General features: G+C 44.6%; 16 protein-coding genes, 1 pseudogene and 1 riboswitch. Of the genes and pseudogenes, 7 read left to right on the top strand and 10 right to left on the bottom strand.

Annotated elements, in window-relative coordinates; translation table 11 throughout:
* Positions 1-79 precede the first annotated feature (79 nt).
* A complete protein-coding gene (gene elyC, locus UA76_RS04495) occupies positions 80-883 on the top strand; it encodes an envelope biogenesis factor ElyC (protein WP_047043530.1) in 804 nt (267 codons plus the stop codon).
* Between the two features lie 92 nt (positions 884-975).
* Here the strand turns inward: elyC and torR are convergent, their stop codons facing one another.
* A complete protein-coding gene (torR, locus tag UA76_RS04490) occupies positions 976-1,689 on the bottom strand; it encodes a two-component system response regulator TorR (RefSeq protein WP_047043678.1) in 714 nt (237 codons plus the stop codon).
* A gap of 235 nt (positions 1,690-1,924) precedes the next feature.
* Here torR and torD point away from each other — a divergent pair, with 235 nt between their 5' ends.
* From torD to UA76_RS04465, 5 genes are all read left to right on the top strand, one after another.
* Entirely contained in the window at positions 1,925-2,572 is a 648-nt protein-coding gene (gene torD / locus UA76_RS04485; protein WP_047043527.1) for a molecular chaperone TorD, read from the top strand.
* A 211-nt stretch (positions 2,573-2,783) separates the two neighbouring features.
* A complete protein-coding gene (purR, locus tag UA76_RS04480) occupies positions 2,784-3,791 on the top strand; it encodes an HTH-type transcriptional repressor PurR (protein ID WP_047043524.1) in 1,008 nt (335 codons plus the stop codon).
* 146 nt (positions 3,792-3,937) lie between these two features.
* A riboswitch (cyclic di-GMP riboswitch) is annotated at positions 3,938-4,029 on the top strand.
* Between the two features lie 123 nt (positions 4,030-4,152).
* Positions 4,153-4,743: a TfoX/Sxy family DNA transformation protein gene (locus UA76_RS04475; RefSeq protein ID WP_047043521.1), complete on the top strand. Its 591-nt coding sequence runs from the start codon at positions 4,153-4,155 to the stop codon at positions 4,741-4,743.
* A gap of 105 nt (positions 4,744-4,848) precedes the next feature.
* Positions 4,849-5,535 (top strand): TVP38/TMEM64 family protein, encoded by a 687-nt coding sequence (locus UA76_RS04470; RefSeq protein WP_047043518.1) that lies wholly within the window; start codon positions 4,849-4,851, stop codon positions 5,533-5,535.
* A gap of 3 nt (positions 5,536-5,538) precedes the next feature.
* A complete protein-coding gene (locus tag UA76_RS04465) occupies positions 5,539-5,859 on the top strand; it encodes a putative signal transducing protein (protein WP_047043516.1) in 321 nt (106 codons plus the stop codon).
* 15 nt (positions 5,860-5,874) lie between these two features.
* On the opposite strand, the gene UA76_RS04460 is transcribed toward UA76_RS04465, so the two are convergent.
* The 4 genes from UA76_RS04460 to topA form a co-directional block, all read right to left on the bottom strand.
* Positions 5,875-6,672, bottom strand: coding sequence for an alpha/beta fold hydrolase (locus UA76_RS04460; protein ID WP_047043513.1), 798 nt, complete (start codon positions 6,670-6,672; stop codon positions 5,875-5,877).
* A gap of 174 nt (positions 6,673-6,846) precedes the next feature.
* Complete coding sequence (gene glgA / locus UA76_RS04455; RefSeq protein WP_047043510.1) at positions 6,847-8,304, bottom strand: glycogen synthase GlgA; 1,458 nt, start codon at positions 8,302-8,304, stop codon at positions 6,847-6,849.
* Complete coding sequence (glgC, locus tag UA76_RS04450) at positions 8,294-9,523, bottom strand: glucose-1-phosphate adenylyltransferase (RefSeq protein ID WP_337588501.1); 1,230 nt, start codon at positions 9,521-9,523, stop codon at positions 8,294-8,296. Before glgC ends, glgA begins: the two co-directional genes overlap by 11 nt.
* Before the next feature lie 525 nt (positions 9,524-10,048).
* Positions 10,049-12,676 (bottom strand): type I DNA topoisomerase, encoded by a 2,628-nt coding sequence (topA, locus tag UA76_RS04445; RefSeq protein WP_047043504.1) that lies wholly within the window; start codon positions 12,674-12,676, stop codon positions 10,049-10,051.
* Positions 12,677-13,008: 332 nt separating this feature from the next.
* On the opposite strand from topA, the gene UA76_RS04440 reads away from it, so the two are divergent.
* Entirely contained in the window at positions 13,009-13,260 is a 252-nt protein-coding gene (locus UA76_RS04440) for a YciN family protein (protein WP_047043501.1), read from the top strand.
* 44 nt (positions 13,261-13,304) lie between these two features.
* Here UA76_RS04440 and ruvC read toward each other — a convergent pair whose 3' ends face one another.
* The 5 genes and pseudogenes from ruvC to hisH all read right to left on the bottom strand — a co-directional run bounded on the left by ruvC (position 13,305) and on the right by hisH (position 16,701).
* Complete coding sequence (gene ruvC, locus UA76_RS04435; RefSeq protein WP_047043676.1) at positions 13,305-13,826, bottom strand: crossover junction endodeoxyribonuclease RuvC; 522 nt, start codon at positions 13,824-13,826, stop codon at positions 13,305-13,307.
* A gap of 110 nt (positions 13,827-13,936) precedes the next feature.
* Positions 13,937-14,572 carry a bifunctional phosphoribosyl-AMP cyclohydrolase/phosphoribosyl-ATP diphosphatase HisIE gene (gene hisIE / locus UA76_RS04430; protein ID WP_047043498.1) on the bottom strand — a complete coding sequence of 212 codons (636 nt, stop codon included), beginning with the start codon at positions 14,570-14,572 and terminating at the stop codon, positions 13,937-13,939.
* Complete coding sequence (gene hisF, locus UA76_RS04425; protein ID WP_047043496.1) at positions 14,569-15,342, bottom strand: imidazole glycerol phosphate synthase subunit HisF; 774 nt, start codon at positions 15,340-15,342, stop codon at positions 14,569-14,571. Before hisF ends, hisIE begins: the two co-directional genes overlap by 4 nt.
* Positions 15,324-16,059, bottom strand: a pseudogene (gene hisA, locus UA76_RS04420) (1-(5-phosphoribosyl)-5-[(5-phosphoribosylamino)methylideneamino]imidazole-4-carboxamide isomerase). Before hisA ends, hisF begins: the two are co-directional and overlap by 19 nt.
* A 12-nt stretch (positions 16,060-16,071) precedes the next feature.
* Positions 16,072-16,701 (bottom strand): imidazole glycerol phosphate synthase subunit HisH, encoded by a 630-nt coding sequence (gene hisH / locus UA76_RS04415; protein WP_047043495.1) that lies wholly within the window; start codon positions 16,699-16,701, stop codon positions 16,072-16,074.
* Between the last annotated feature and the right edge of the window lie 10 nt (positions 16,702-16,711).

The following is a 16,711-nucleotide window of genomic DNA, read 5'->3' as shown; positions in this document are numbered from 1 at the left end:
TTCTGTCATAGGAATAGTAGGAATAAAGAGGGTTTCTCTCTTTTTATTATCAACTGATGTTTTTTCGGACTATTTAAGTATGTTTGAGCTGAAAAAAGTGGTTTCTTCTATACTCATGCCGTTACCTGCGATGCTAATCATCGGTTTTCTTGGCTTGATGTTGATAATGTTTACCACCAAACGAAAAACTGGATGTTTCGTTGTTCTGTTTTCCCTTTGCGGAATTTTTCTGATCGCCTTCCAACCATTTTCTAGCCGCCTATTACTGCCTATGGAGAGGCAACACACTGTATTTTTACCCGTCGACCAGTCCATTGACTATGTCATGGTGCTTGGCAGCGGACATGTGGTCGATGACCAAATTCCACCAACCTCTGAACTTAGCCGTGCAGGTCTAATGAGACTCACTGAGGGTATTCGAATTCTGCGAATGTACCCGGGTTCGAAATTGATCCTGTCTGGCTATGATGGCGGCTCGGGCGTCAGCAACGCTCGCATGATGGCTAAAGTCGCTCTTGCGCTCGGTGTGTCTAAGTCTGACATCATTTTGCTCGAAACTGCGAAAGACACCTGGGAAGAAGCTAGGCAAGCAGCTGCTTTTGTTAAGCAGCGCCAAATAGTTTTAGTCACTTCAGCAAGTCACATGCAACGTGCGCTTAATGAATTTCATTCTGCAGGCGTTAAACCCTACCCTGCACCGACAAACTTCTTAGCCCACGCCAACATTACGCAAGGCTGGGAAAGATTTACGCCTAAGGGGAAATACCTTGAGCAAACCGAACGTTACTGGCACGAAACGCTTGGCTTGGTATGGCAAAATTTACGTGACTGGGCTTCGGACTATGAAGAACAAGCCTTAGAGGCGACGGAAAGTACCCTTTAATCTGTCAATTGTGAAGTCACCAATCAAAAAAAACCGAAGCGATTAGCTTCGGTTTTTTATTTACTTTCTTGGGCAACTTTCGTCGGGTCGTTCTATGCGTCGCCAGCGAACATATAGCCTTCACCATGCACGGTGACAAAGATTTGCGGATTCTTAGGGTCGAACTCCATTTTGGCACGCATTCGACGAATCAGAACATCAATTGTTCTGTCATTTGGTGCATCAACGCGATGGCTGATCATGTTTAAAATACGCTCTCGGCTCAGCACTTGATTTGGGTGAGATGACAAAGCAACAAGCAGTTCATATTCAGCTTTAGTTAGCTTCACAGGCTCGCCGTTGCGGCTAAGTGCTCGCCTTTGAATATCAAATGTCCATTCAGCGAAACGGACAATATTGTCATTGTGTTCTTGAGGCTGTTGAACACTCGCATTACGTGCATTCGATATACGCCACAGCAAGTTCTTAACGCGCACCAACAGCTCACGAAGCTCAAAAGGTTTGGTCACGTAATCATCCGCGCCCATTTCAAGGCCAACAATTTTATCGATGCTGTCAGTTCGGCCGGTAACCAAAATAATACCGATGTCTGACTGGCTGCGAAGTTCTCGGGTCAACATTAAACCGTCACTGCCTGGTAGATTAATATCAAGCATAACTAAATCGATCGAGTGTTGTTTTAGCATGTCACGCATTTCATCCCCACTTTCAGCTTCACTGACCGTGTAGCCTTCATTCTGGAAATAACCAGCAAGTTTGGTGCGTGTTACTACATCGTCTTCAACGACTAGAACGTGATAACTCATAAATTTTCTACTTATATTGACCGAAATGTACCCAGCCATTCTATTCATAATCCTTAACAATTCTAGCACTAGTCTTGAATAAACTAAGAAAGATGTGACTTTATTGATTCAAAACAAGCTCTCTTTGCCCCATTCATAACCGCCAATATATTGAAATTAATCATCATACTATGCGTTACCCCTATTCATTTTTATTCGTTACACTAAAGGGATAGACATTCTAGGAATGATAACCATGCAAGAACTAAAAACATTCAATGAAAAGCGTGCAGAGATCTACTGGTGGCTTTCAAGCCTTTTCGCTAAAGAACTTACCGAAGAGGATCTAGAGCAATACCATAGCCAGACCATTCGAAGCTTTCTTACCGGCCTAGGTGAAAACGAAGAACTAAGCGGCCCAATTGAAAAGTTAATCGACTCACTAAACCGACTTCAGGACAGAGAAGATGCTCAACTGGAGTTATCTGCAGACTTTTGCGACCTCTTCTTAAAGTCTGAAAAGGAATCGGCGCTTCCTTACGCTTCCATTTACTTGTGCAAATCTGGTCTTTTGAACGAGCAGCCTGCAAAGGATATGGAAAAGGTGATGGCAGAGCATGGCATTGCCGTAGACTCCAAGCTCAATGAGCCGGCTGATCACATTGCTATCGAATTGGATTTCTTGGGCAACCTTGTTATTCGCTCGAACGAGCTGGAGCAAGAAGCGCATTTTAATGACGCTCTACTGGAACAAGAAACGTTCATACGTGAACATATACTCACTTGGGTGCCACAGTTCGTCAAGCAAGCTCAAAGCAAAGATGAGTTTGGGTTCTACGCTGCGGTTGCACTCGTCACCGAGGCTTTCCTAAGACTAGATAGCCGCTATTTGTTAGGTAACTAGCCTAAGTTTTCACTGCGGTTTTGTGACTAAGACGAACATTACATCGTTTTTCGTTGCGACCACACGTAATGCGGTCTAATATTGGCAGTGAAAACTATAGATTTATAATAATGATACAAACCGCTGCATATCGGCGGTTTTTGTGTTTCTGATGCATCCTGCAAAATGTTTCGTTGAAATGGGTGCACAGTAATCGACAGGACAAGACCCTATGGCAACCATTAAAGATGTCGCACGCCTTGCTGGCGTTTCGACAACGACTGTATCTCATGTCATTAACAAAACACGATTTGTTGCGGAAGCCACGCAAGAAAAAGTCATGGAAGCGGTTAAAGAGCTCAACTACGCACCAAGCGCAGTAGCCCGAAGCCTTAAGTGTAATACCACTCGAACGATTGGCATGTTGGTCACTCAATCGACCAACTTATTCTTCTCTGAAGTGATCGATGGTGTAGAGAGCTACTGTTACCGCCAAGGTTACACGCTCATTCTATGTAACACAGGTGGCATTTACGAAAAGCAGCGCGACTACATTCGAATGCTGGCAGAGAAACGTGTCGACGGCATCTTAGTCATGTGCTCAGATTTGACTGAAGAGCTTTTAGAAATGCTGGATCGCCATGCGGACATTCCAAAAGTTATTATGGACTGGGGCCCAGAGAGCTCTCAAGCAGACAAAATCATCGATAACTCGGAAGAAGGCGGCTACCTAGCGACTAAGTACCTAATCGATAAAGGTCACCAGAAAATTGCTTGCCTTAGCGGTCATTTCGAAAAAGCCGCATGTCAGGAACGTATCGCTGGATACAAACGCGCTCTGAACGAAGCCAATATTGATGTTATCGATGACTGGATCTTAGAAGGTAACTTTGAGTGTGATACTGCGGTTCTTGCAGCCGACAAGATTGTCGCGATGGACGAAATGCCCACTGCTATCTTCTGTTTCAACGACACAATGGCACTGGGTTTAATGAGCCGTCTACAGCAAAAAGGCGTTAGAATTCCAGAGGATATGTCAGTTATTGGTTACGACAACATCGAACTTGCGGAATACTTCTCTCCGCCACTGACTACCGTTCACCAACCTAAACGTCGTGTTGGTAAAAACGCATTTGAAATTCTACTTGAGCGTATCAAAGACAAGGAGCATGAGAAGCGAATCTTTGAAATGCGCCCAGAAATTGTGGAAAGAAAAACCGTTAGAGATCTACTTAAATAGTTGATTTGATAAAATAAATCCGTTTTGTGCATCACTATTTATGCACAAAACGCGTTATAATTACGGTAAATATTTGAAGCAATATCACACTTAGCGTATTAAAATGTGATACTAACCCAAAAAACTATTTATCCTTATTATTGAAGTCACGCACAGGGCAAACCATTCGAAAGGGTGGGACGCAAAGCCTCCGGCCTCAGTCTATTATTAAAATAGAACAGGTAGCGGGGTTGCCGATGGCAAATATGCAAAGATACACACAGTTATATTTAACTTTTCTCAGACACTCTCTCTGCATCGTTTTGCTAATCTCTCGGACCTGATTTGGTGGCGTATTGTTAATACACCGAGAATATACAGCATGGATAAACCAGTATTAAAAGATTCAATGCGACTTTTTGAGCAGCTAGGACGAATCAAATCTCGTTCAATGTTCGGTGGTTTCGGCATTTTCGCCGATGACACCATGTTTGCTCTAGTCGTCAGAGATAAACTTCACCTTAGAGCGAATGACAAAACCTCTAATGAGTTCAAATCCTTAGGCTACAAACCTTACGTTTATAAAAAACGTGGGTTCCCAGTAGTGACCAAGTACTTTGCGCTGCCAGAAAGCTGGAGTGAAAACCCAGAGAAAACGCTAAGCGACGCACGTGATGCCTTAGCTGCAGCTAAAGTCGAAAAAGAAACACAAGCGACAAGTAAACCTGAGCGCCTGAAGGATCTTCCAAATCTCCGTCTTGCGACTGAACGAATGCTAAAGAAAGCAGGTATCGAGTCAGTGCCAGAATTGGAAGCCAAGGGCGCTGTAGAGGCGTTTAAAGCGATTAGGCAAACTCACTCTTCAGATGTCGGTTTAGAACTTCTCTGGGCTTTAGAGGGCGCGATTAAGGGCACGCACTGGTCCGTAATCCCTCAGGCAAGAAGAGATGAACTCGCAAATCGAGTCAACTAGATAGCTTAAAAAACCAACGCTTAGCGTTGGTTTTTTTATTTCTTGAAAGTTTCTCGATAAACACCGTGTCTGTTTAAATAGAACAGCTGCATGTAAGAGGACATCATGAACAAAAAGCTAATTTTAGGACTTCTATTCGTTTTAGTAGTGGTATTACTCGCCACCAACTTTAGTCATCATCTGACCCTTGAGAACGCAAAAGCTCAGCAACAGGCTCTTAGCCAGTTCATTGATGATAACTTTGTCGTTGCCGCTTTAGGCTATTTCGTGTTCTACATCAGTATCACAGCATTTTCGGTACCCGGCGCTGCAGTTGTTACGTTACTAGGAGCAGCACTGTTTGGTTTTTGGACAAGTTTGCTGCTTGTCTCTTTCGCCAGCACGATTGGTGCGACTCTCGCGTTTTTGAGTAGCCGATATTTACTGAAGGACTGGGTTCAAGCCAAATTTGGCGATAAGCTGTCGACTATTAATGAAGGTATCGAGAAGGATGGTGCGTTTTATCTCTTTTCATTACGCTTAATTCCTATCTTCCCGTTCTTTTTGATCAACCTGCTTATGGGTCTATCCCCTATCGCTGTGAGTCGTTTTTACCTAGTCAGCCAGCTCGGCATGCTTCCAGGTACTGCGGTATACCTCAATGCGGGTACTCAACTTGCACAAATTGACAGCCTCGCTGGAATCGTCTCTCCTACCGTGATAGCGTCTTTCGTATTACTTGGCCTATTCCCAATTGTGTCTAAATGGATTATGAATAAGGTACGCAAGACTCCCACCACTCAAGAGGGCTAACGATTGAATATCTTTACAGCGCAAAACCCACCCGAAGCCCATCTAATGCTGCAGCTTTTACGAATGGAGGGCGTTAGGTGCGAGATAAGAAACGAAGCGCTGTTTAGCTTACAAGGGGAGTTGCCTGTGGGAGAGGACTCCTCTCCCCATATTTGGTTACTAGACCAGACACAAAAAATCTTTGCGCAATCTATTGTCAGCGATTATCTAAAACAGCGCGACAATACTGCTGGATTCCAAGACTGGCGTTGCGAGCACTGCGGTGAAACAAACGAAGGTCAATTTGCTGCGTGCTGGCAATGTGGAGAAGTGGCACCGGACTAACGAGTCTAAACCTACTTAATTTATATTCTGTTTGATGAACTCAATAGAATGGCGATTAAACTCGTCAGGCTGCTCGACGTTGCATACGTGACCGCAGTTAGGAATCTCATGTAGACAACTCGACTCATGCACTTCAACCATCTCTTTCACCGGTTGGATGAACATATAGTCACGTTCTCCCATAAGGTACAATGTAGGAATTGGCAATTCCTTCTCTTTGAAGTACCTCATCATAGGGTTGACTTCCGCCGCGAGCATAAACCAGCGCTTGAACTCTTTCTGGCAAAGCTTTTTAGCTTCTCGTACAAATAACAATCGCGATTCTTTCTGACTCTTCTGTGGCATCACAATGTAAGCAAACAGCCTGTATAACCACATGTAGGGAATCACATGCTTACTTAAGTTACCCAACTGCACCAATATCTGCGAACGTACATTAAATCGAGTAACAGCTCCGCCCAACACCATGGTTCTAACTCGTTCATTGGCTAACTCGGCCAGATTTCTCACGATAATTGTACCTAGAGACATGCCTACAAAATGAGCCGACTGGATCTTCAAATGATCCAGCACTTTTAAGATATCCATCGTGACGCATTTAAAGGTGTATTTGTTCGTGATGAGGTCTTTAATAAACTCATTGGATTTGCCATGCCCACGAAGGTCAATCAGCAGCAGATTAAAGTGTTCTTTGTACGCTTTGATCTGTTTAAACCAAATGGACGAGCTACCACCTGCTCCATGCACGAATACCACCCACTCGTTGCTCGTTGGATGAGTAAAAGTTTTATGAAAAAGTAAGGATTGAGACATGGTATTTATGGGTATTGCTATCACTAAAAATTCTGCAGGGAGAGTACCACAGCCCTGCCATTAAGTATCATCGAATTGTTAGCATGAAGCTTTAATGATACTGCTCTGACAAAGGATGGCACGAAAAAGCGCATACATCAAACAAAAGAAAAGGTGCCCTTAGGCACCTTATTTTCATGCTTTCGCACTCATATAGAGCTCTATATATTCTTTGGCACTTTCCACCCAAGAGAACTCTTGCTGCATTGCATAAAGCTGCACGCGTTTTACTTCATTCGGTTGCTGAACGTAGAGCAACAAAGATCGCATCATCACATTAAGCAATGCTTGAGGTGAAGGCTCTTCGAAAATAAAGCCCGTCGCAACTTCAGGGTTGGCGTCATAATCGTTGACGCTATCCTTCAAACCACCTACCGCTCGAACGATAGGCAGTGTGCCATAAGCCATGCTATAAATTTGGTTTAATCCACAAGGTTCAAACTCAGATGGCATCAAGAAGAAATCACTGCCTGCTTCAACGAGGTGAGCAAGCTCATTGTTGTACGCCTCGACAAACTTGAACCTGTCTGGATACTTATTCGAAATTGCCGCTAATTGATGAGCCAGCACAGGATCACCTGTTCCAACAATGACAAGCTGTACATCGAACTTTAGGAAATTTTCTAAGATGGGTAACAGGTAGTGAACACCTTTTTGATTCGTCAATCGACATACCATGCCATACATGGCAACGTCGGACTGACCTAATCCTACCTTTTCTTGTAACGCAGACTTCGCAGCGTTCTTGCCACGCACCATACTCTGGCGGTTTGCCTTGTAGGTTTTTGGCAATGCTGAATCCGTTTCTGGATTCCAAGCACTGTAGTCACAACCATTTAAGATCCCGACTAAATCGCAAGCTCTCGATTGAAACTCTTGCGCCATTCCATGACTGCCAAGCTCCGTTTTAAGCTCTTCAGCGTAAGTTGGGCTAACAGCATTGATCTTATCTGCGCAAGCCACCGCCGCTTTCAGCATAGTAACGTGCGAATTACTCACTGCCGCCTCGGGCACATAGAAGCTATGCATCTCGGGTAGACATTGCAGTTCGTTGTAGCTAAATACGCCTTTAAACACCGCGTTATGAATTGAGATAACGCTCTTCATCGATGCAAAGAACTCATCGTGACCATGGCGATGCTTAAGTAGATAAGGCACAAACCCCGTATGCCAGTCGTTTGCGTGAACAATGTCAGGCCTAAAGTCTAATTTAGGCAACATATCTAGACACGCTGCACTGAAGAATGCAAAGCGCTCGCCATTATCCATGTATGCCTGATTGTTCTCTGCATACATTGCCGGTCTGTCAAAATACTCATCACAACGAATACCATAAACAGGGACATCTCCGACCTTTAGGCTTACCACTTGATAAGCCGTATGCGGCCATGAGTTTAACGTTGTTTCGAGAATAACTTCGGCATGTTCTACATTTGGAATCAAGCTGTAAGCTGGAATGGCAATACGAACATCTTGATCGAGTGTAAGAAGTGCTTCAGGCAGTGCCTTGGCAACATCTGCCAAGCCACCGCTTTTAATTAACCCTTCAACTTCAGATGCTACAAAGAGAATAGAAAGGTGATTAGTAGCCAACTCTTGCTCCTTTTGGAATGACTACAATGCCATCTTCTGAGACGTGGAAATGCTTCTTGTCTTCTTGAAGATTAATACCAATTTGAGTTCCCGGTGCGATGTCTGCATCTTTATCGATAATCACGCGGCGCAGAACACACCCTTCGCCGATCTTCACATCGCCAAGTAGGATACTCTCACTGATGTCACATGTAGATGCGATGTTACTACGGAAGCCCAATACACTCTTTTCGATACGCGAACCGCGAACGTAACTACCGTTACACACCAAGCTATCGATGATCTGCACACGGCCATTGTCCGAGTCGCTGAATGTCGCAGGAGGAAGTGGTGGGTAGTAGGTATGCAGCGGCCACTTACGGTTGTAAAGAGAGAACGGTGCATCTTTCTCTAGTAGGTCCATGTGCGCTTGCCAGTAAGCATCAATAGTACCTACATCACGCCAATAAACCTCTTCTTTCTCACCCGTAATATGGTTGGTCGAGAAGTCGTAAACAAACACATCACCACGTGGGTACATGTTTGGAATAATATCTTTACCGAAGTCATGCGATGAACCTTCACGGTCAGCATCTTCAATAAGTTCGGCAAACAACGTATCCGCTTCGAATACGTAGTTACCCATAGACACAAGTGCGTGCTCTGGATCGCCTGGGATAGACTTCGGATTTTCTGGTTTCTCGGCAAAGCCGATCATTCGACCATCTTTATCGACTTCAATCACACCAAACTGTGAGGCTTCTGCAAGAGGCATTTTCAATGCAGATACCGTCAGCGCCGCTTCCTTCTCTTTATGGAAGTCGAGCATCTGTTTGATATCCATTTTGTAAATGTGGTCTGAACCAAAGATACAAACTTGCTCAGGCTCAGCGAGCTGCATGAAACGTAAGTTTTGGTAGATTGCATCAGCTGTGCCTTCGTACCAACGTTTACCTGTGCGCATTTGAGCAGGAATTGGGTCGATGAATCGGTCTGTGATGCCGCTGATGTTCCAACCTTTTTTCATATGGTGGAATAGCGACTGAGATTTGAACTGAGTTAACACGTATACTCGCATTAGATCAGCATTAACGAAGTTGTTTAAAGCGAAATCAATGAGGCGATAACTGCCTCCAAAAGGAACTGAAGGTTTACTTCTTGACTCTGTCAATGGTCTTAAACGCGAGCCCTCGCCACCGGCAAGAATCATTCCTAGTACACCAGCCATTTTTCTCTCCATATCATTTTTATATTTCTCGAGTAGTCATCTCTTGGGGGAGCTACTCTTTTATTCCAAAACAAGAATTTTGGTACTGACATTAACCCCATCCCATATATCCTTATGGGTACGAGTGCTTACGACTTTGCAGCATTTCATCCAAAGAAATAAGCAATATGTTTATTATAAGCTACGGAAAATAGCGAGAATTACAAACCTTAATACGCTATACCTTGCGCAACGGCTAAATTAGTTTCTTCAGCCCTGAAGTAGCTCACACTATAAACCGATAAAGACACATTGCCTTAACATCATTAACACAAGATCATGACTTCGCTCGTAATATCAAACCACTTATGTCCACTGACTTGAGTAAGTAATATCAAGATTTGATGTCAGTTCGATTACAACCGAAAAGGCTACGCATCTCAAGTCATATCAATAGTTATATGTCTCTGTAGCAAATTTAACGCACGACTAAGTGCTTAACATAGTCAAAAAACATAAAAAAAAGCCACTCAATCAATGAGTGGCTTTTTAATCAGTCTATTTTTTAGGTTTTTTACGTTTGTCCGTAATTTCCCATTTTCCGTCGATATACAAAGCAGTCCAACCGGATGGCTTACCATCGACTTCAGAACGTACATAGTTTTCTTTAGTCTTGCGGCTAAAGCGAACTACAGTTGGGCGGCCATCTGGATCTTCCGTTGGCGCCGTTGCCAAATACTGGAACTTAGGAGAAATACGTTCTTTAAATCGAACTAACTCTTCCACTAATGGCGCTCGAGTCTCTCTAGATTTAGGGAAATTACTCGCTGCCATAAACAGACCAGACGCACCATCTCGCAATACAAAGTAAGCATCTGAGTTCTCGCAAGGAAGCTCAGGGAAATGCACTGGATCTTCTTTTGGCGGCGCGACTTCACCGTTTTTAAGAATCTTACGAGTGTTCTTACAATCGTCGCTGGTGCAATCCATGTATTTACCAAAGCGGCCGTTCTTCAGAACCATATCAGAGCCACACTTGTCACATTCAACAACCGGGCCGTCGTAACCTTTTACTTTGTACTCGCCGTGTTCAACGATGTAACCCTCACAGTTAGGGTTGTTACCACAAACGTGCAGCTTACGCTTATCATCAATCAGGTAAGCATCCATCGCGGTTTCACAAATAGGGCAACGCTTTTTAGCACGTAGTGCTGCGGTTTCAACGTCCTCTTCTAGAACATTGATAATGCCTTCTTCGTCACCAAGGTTAATCGTTGTCTTACAACGCTCTTTTGGTGGCAGCGCGTAACCTGAACATCCTAGGAATACACCTGTTGATGCAGTACGGATACCCATAGGTCGAGAACAAGTTGGACATTCAATATTCGTTTCAACAATGTGGTTAGGCTTCATACCACCTTCGCCTTCATCAAGTTCAGCTTTACCTAAATCTTGCGTGAAGTCTTCGAAGAAATTGTTAAGTACACCTTTCCAGTTTGTTTGGCCTTCCGCGATTTGGTCGAGTTTCTCTTCCATTCGCGCGGTAAAGTCGTAGTTCATCAGATCGTCAAAGCTGCCATCTAATCGGTCAGTAACGATCTCGCCCATTTTCTCAGCGTAGAAACGGCGCTGGTCAACTTTTACATAGCCACGGTCTTGGATCGTAGAAATGATTGACGCGTACGTTGAAGGACGGCCAATACCACGTTTCTCAAGTTCCTTAACCAAAGCAGCTTCAGTAAAGCGAGCTGGCGGCTTAGTGAAGTGCTGTTTCGGGTCCAGAGCTTCAAGTGTCAGCGTGTCACCAATTTGTACTGCAGGCAGAATTTGATCTTCATTTTTGCCTAGTGGACGTTGTACACGTGTCCAACCGTCAAACTTAAGGATACGGCCTTTAGCTTTGAGTGTGTATTCAGCAGCCTTAACACTGACCGTAGTCGAATCATATTTTGCAGGTGTCATCTGACACGCTACAAACTGATTCCAAATCAGTGCGTAAAGCTTGTGTGCATCTGCTTCCATTCCTTGTAGGTCGTCAGCAGTCACGTCAACGCTTGATGGACGAATCGCTTCGTGCGCTTCTTGCGCGCCCTCTTTACTACCGTAAACTTTTGGTGCGTCCGGCAGGTATGCATCGCCAAAATTAGATTGGATATAACCGCGAGCAGCTTCCACAGCTTCCGAGCTCAAGTTGGTTGAGTCGGTACGCATATAAGTGATGTAACCTGCTTCATACAATCGCTGGGCAAGCATCATCGTCTTCTTAACACCGTAACCTAGGCGAGTACTTGCTGCCTGTTGCAGTGTTGAGGTGATGTAAGGTGCAGATGGCTTACTTGAAGTCGGGCGGTCTTCGCGCTTACAAACTTCATAACGCGCTTTTTCAAGTACAGATGTTGCAGCTTTGGCTTCATCTTCATTGGTTGGCTTGAATGCAACGCCGTCTTTTTGAGCGACAAGTAAACGGAAAGGCGTTTTGTCACTCGTCGCAGTATCTGCGTGAATATCCCAAAACTCTTCTGGGATGAATGCTTTGATTTCTCGCTCACGCTCAACCAATAGCTTAACTGCTACCGATTGAACACGACCAGCAGACAAGCCACGTGCGACTTTCTTCCAAAGCAGTGGAGACACCATAAAGCCTACCACGCGATCCATAAATCGGCGGGCTTGCTGCGCGTTAACGCCATCCATATTTAACTCACCAGGTGTCTGGAAAGCTTGCTGGATAGCATTTTTAGTAATTTCGTTGAAAACCACTCGTTTGTATCGCTCTTCATCACCACCGATGATCTCGCGAAGGTGCCAAGCGATAGCCTCTCCCTCACGGTCCAAATCGGTTGCGAGATAAACGTTGTCTGCGTTCTCAGCAAGTTTCTGTAGCTCCGCGACTACCTTCTCTTTACCCGGCAGTACTTGGTAGTTCGCAGCCCAATCGTCATATGGGTTAATTCCCATTTTCTTGATTAACGCTTTACGATCTTTCTCTTTCTTTATGCGTGCTTTTTCTTCTGCGCTTAACCCTTTTGTAGAGACAGCAGCAGCTTTCTTGCCAGTACTTTGACCTGCGGTCGGAAGATCACGGACATGCCCAACACTAGACTTTACGATGAAGTCTTTACCAAGGTACTTATTAATAGTTTTTGCCTTGGCTGGTGACTCCACGATAACGAGTGATTTACCCATAATTGACTCAAATGCCCTTAATCACATTGCGATTTTATCGCATGACATACTTAAAATATTGCTTCTTTTTTTACTATTGAGCGAGAATACAAGAAGATCAATATCTTTTTTGAAAATAAACTTTGATTGGTCGACAATTCATCGAAAAATATCCTCTCAATATGTTAGAGAGGTCTGTCGATTAAAGTGCCACATACTAGACGCGTAAACCCTTGCCTGACCAATCAGCGGCGTGTTTTTATGCCGCCCGTCACAAAAACGATTTGCGTCAAACCCACTGTGACCACTACACTAGCCCCTCGTTTTCCAATCAAATGTAGTAGGAATATCCAATGAGTAGCAAAAAAAACATCTCTAAGTTCGACCTGTTGTTAATTGCCAATCAGGTGATTCAAGAACACGACGACTATATAGAGGGAATGCGTGCAGACTCTGTGGAAGAAAAAGAGGGAGTGCTTGTGTTCAAAGGTGAGTACTTTCTAGATGACAATGGATTGCCTACACCAAATACAACCGCTGTATTCAATATGTTCAAGTACTTAGCGCATCACTTATCTAAAGAGTTCACTTTAGAAAACGCCTAACTCCAAGGCATTCATCACCTAGCGCACTTGATGATTAAAGGTCGTTACCTATAACGACCTTTTTTAGCACTGGTTGCTTTACCCGCTAACGCCACCAACGTTTTATTGGTGTTGGCATGACAAATCGCTACACCCAAGGCATCTGCCGCATCGGCTTGAGGCTTAGCAGGCAACTTAAGCATATGTTGCACCATATGCTGTACTTGGGCTTTATCTGCTCCACCGGTTCCAACTACCGCCTGTTTAATCAATCTTGCAGCATACTCATAAACGGGGAGATCCATATTCACTGCAGCAACAATGGCACTGCCTCTCGCCTGCCCGAGTTTCAACGCAGAGTCTGCATTTTTTGCCATAAATACCTGCTCAATAGCAAACACATCCGGCTGAAATTGAGTAATGATCTCCGACACACCAGCGTAAATCTGCTTTAAACGCCCTGGTAGCGCTTCTTCTGACATTCTGATACAACCACTACCCATATAGTGTAAATGTCGTCCCTGTTGCTTTATAACGCCGTATCCGGTCACTCTTGAGCCGGGATCTATCCCCAAAATTATCGACACAGATTCACCCACTCTACAACCATAACAACTTCCAATTCCTAAAATAAAAAACGCTGTATCAAGCTTAAAGCTCAATACAGCGTTTGTATACGATCGGTTGATCTAAGTGGTTACTTATGACGCTCTTTTAGCTTATTCACCACATCGTTCATCGATAAACCTTGATCTTGAAGGAGCACCAATAAATGGTAAATCAAATCAGCCGATTCACACACTAACTCCGCCTTGTCACCCGACGTTGCCGCAAGCGCGACTTCAACGCCCTCTTCGCCCACTTTCTGCGAAATACGCTTGGTGCCACGGGAGTATAGGCTGGCAGTATAAGAAGAGCCTGGATCGGCGTCCTTGCGGGCAGCCAATAGCTGCTCAAGTTGATGAAGCCACACCATTTGGCTCTCTTCCTGCGGATCAACATCCCAACACGTGGTATTACCTAGGTGGCAAGTTGGGCCGATAGGGTTCACTTTAACTAGCAAGGTATCGTTATCGCAATCCAACTGCATATTTACTAAACGAAGCACATTGCCTGATGTTTCACCCTTAGTCCAAAGACGCTCTTTGGTTCGAGAGAAGAAAGTCACCTGCTCCGTATCTACGGTTTTTTGCAGCGCGTCTTGGTTCATGTAACCCATCATCAACACTTGGCTTGATTGGAAGTCTTGAACAATTGCAGGGACAAGGCCATCGACCTTCTCCCAGTTAATTTTTTCTATCAGAGTGTTTACTTCTGCGGTGGCAAAACTCATACACGCACCTCTACACCTTGTTGTTTTAGATATTGTTTAAGTTCACCGATGTTGATCACTTGCTTGTGAAATACCGAAGCGGCAAGTGCACCATCTACATTCGTTTGCTTGTAAGCATCAGCAAAGTGCTCCATTGCACCAGCACCGCCTGAAGCAATCAGTGGCACCTTACACACTTCACGAACCATATTGAGTTGCTCAAGGTCGTAACCATTACGCACACCATCTTGGTTCATCATGTTTAGTACGATTTCACCCGCGCCACGTTTTTGCACTTCTTGCACCCAATCTTTGGTTTCCCACTGAGTTGCCTTGGTACGCGCTTCATCGCCCGTGAACTGATAAACCTGATATTTGCCAGTGTCTTTATCGTAGTATGAGTCGATACCCACTACGATACATTGAACACCAAACTTGTCGGCAAGCTCAGTGATGAGCTCTGGGTTTGCCAGTGCAGGTGAGTTGATTGATACTTTATCAGCGCCAAACTCTAGAATACGTGCCGCATCTTCCGCAGACTTAATACCACCAGCTACACAGAAAGGAATGTCGATAACCTCTGCTACACGTTGAACCCAGCTTTTATCAACGACGCGACCGTCACTGGAAGCAGTAATATCATAGAAAACCAGCTCATCGGCACCTTCTTCAGCGTAACGCTGAGCAAGAGGAACGATATCACCGATGATTTCGTGGTTACGGAACTGAACGCCCTTAACCACTTGACCATCACGTACGTCCAAACACGGGATTATTCGCTTTGCCAACATGCAAATGCCTCCTCTGCAGTGAACTTACCGTCTAAAAGCGCTCGACCAACAATCACGCCTGACACACCCGTGCCTTTCAATGCTTCAATATCCGCTAATGAGCCAATACCGCCCGAAGACTGAAATTGCACCTGTGGGTATTGCTTACATAGGTCAACGTATAGCTCTACGTTTGAGCCCGCTAGTGTGCCGTCGCGTGAGATATCAGTGCAAAGCACGTGCTGAAGGCCAACGGTTAGGTAGTCATCGATTAGCTTCGATTGTGACGCCAGAGTCTTCTTGCCAACCAGAAATCGCCACTTTACGTGTGCCGCTTTCATCGATGTTGATGTCTAACGCCAGTACGATCTTCTCTGCGCCGTATTTTTCCATCCAACCTTTAACAAGCTCTGGTTGTTTTACTGCAGTCGAGCCAACAACCACTCGCTGAGCACCAGCTTCGAGTAGATCAACGACGTCTTGTTCACTTCGAACGCCACCACCAATTTGAATGTTTGCTGGTGTGCTCGCCAGTAACTTAGCAATCAAGTCAAGCTGACGTGCTGTCGTATCTTTTGCGCCAGTTAGGTCAACTAGGTGCAGCCAGTTAGCACCGGCTTGGTGGTAAAGGTTAAACTGCTCTGCTGGGTCAACTTTATATTCGGTTACTTGTCCGTAATCGCCTTGATATAGGCGTACTACCTGACCTTCAATTAAATCTAATGCTGGAATAATCACGTAGTTATGTCCTTATTCTTGAGTAAACGAGAGCTCAAGGAAATTTTGAATGAGCTTGGAACCGGCTTTTGAAGAACGTTCTGGGTGGAACTGAACACCGTAATAGTTGCCACTTTGCACAGCCGCAGTAAATGGTTGTCCGTACTCACATTGTGCAATAGTGTAATCACCAACTGGCATACCAAAACTATGAACGAAGTAGAAATATTCACCCTCTTCAATGTCTTTAAAGAGAGGATGTTCAGGGGTCGACTTAACCGTATTCCACCCCATATGCGGCAGAGGCAAGTCGCCTGTCTCTAAAAGCTTAACTTCGCCATCACACAGCCCCAAACACTCGACGATTTGATCCGCTTTCTGGCCCTTCTCTTGCGAGAGTTTGCCTAGTAGTTGCATACCCAAACAAATACCAAGTAGCGGTTTTTCAACTTGCTTAACAAGCTCAATCAAATTGCGCTCTTCGAGGTTTTTCATCGCCTCACTTGCTGTCCCTACACCCGGTAGGAACAGTTTATCTGCCGCTAATACAACTTCAGGGTCTTTCGAAATGGTTACCTGATAGCCGAGTCGCTCGATAGCAAACTTAACCGATGAAACGTTGGCACAACCCGTATCAATAATGACGACTTTTTGATCCGACATTAGTTACTCT

The organism is Vibrio mexicanus, from assembly GCF_001012815.1.
Taxonomy (GTDB): domain Bacteria; phylum Pseudomonadota; class Gammaproteobacteria; order Enterobacterales; family Vibrionaceae; genus Vibrio; species Vibrio mexicanus.
Note: the sequence above shows the minus strand (reverse complement) of the source record. Positions and strands in the feature narration are given on the sequence as shown.

Excerpts from the sequence above, each read along its gene's own strand:
- hisF (WP_047043496.1), bottom strand. The coding sequence starts at position 15,342 with ATGTTGGCAAAGCGAATAATCCCGTGTTTGGACGTACGTGATGGTCAA.
- torR (WP_047043678.1), bottom strand. The coding sequence starts at position 1,689 with ATGAGTTATCACGTTCTAGTCGTTGAAGACGATGTAGTAACACGCACC.
- UA76_RS04475 (WP_047043521.1), top strand. The coding sequence starts at position 4,153 with ATGGATAAACCAGTATTAAAAGATTCAATGCGACTTTTTGAGCAGCTA.
- hisH (WP_047043495.1), bottom strand. The coding sequence starts at position 16,701 with ATGTCGGATCAAAAAGTCGTCATTATTGATACGGGTTGTGCCAACGTT.
- glgC (WP_337588501.1), bottom strand. The coding sequence starts at position 9,523 with ATGGAGAGAAAAATGGCTGGTGTACTAGGAATGATTCTTGCCGGTGGC.
- torD (WP_047043527.1), top strand. The coding sequence starts at position 1,925 with ATGCAAGAACTAAAAACATTCAATGAAAAGCGTGCAGAGATCTACTGG.
- elyC (WP_047043530.1), top strand. The coding sequence starts at position 80 with ATGTTTGAGCTGAAAAAAGTGGTTTCTTCTATACTCATGCCGTTACCT.
- hisIE (WP_047043498.1), bottom strand. The coding sequence starts at position 14,572 with ATGAGTTTTGCCACCGCAGAAGTAAACACTCTGATAGAAAAAATTAAC.
- UA76_RS04440 (WP_047043501.1), top strand. The coding sequence starts at position 13,009 with ATGAGTAGCAAAAAAAACATCTCTAAGTTCGACCTGTTGTTAATTGCC.
- purR (WP_047043524.1), top strand. The coding sequence starts at position 2,784 with ATGGCAACCATTAAAGATGTCGCACGCCTTGCTGGCGTTTCGACAACG.
- topA (WP_047043504.1), bottom strand. The coding sequence starts at position 12,676 with ATGGGTAAATCACTCGTTATCGTGGAGTCACCAGCCAAGGCAAAAACT.
- UA76_RS04470 (WP_047043518.1), top strand. The coding sequence starts at position 4,849 with ATGAACAAAAAGCTAATTTTAGGACTTCTATTCGTTTTAGTAGTGGTA.
- UA76_RS04460 (WP_047043513.1), bottom strand. The coding sequence starts at position 6,672 with ATGTCTCAATCCTTACTTTTTCATAAAACTTTTACTCATCCAACGAGC.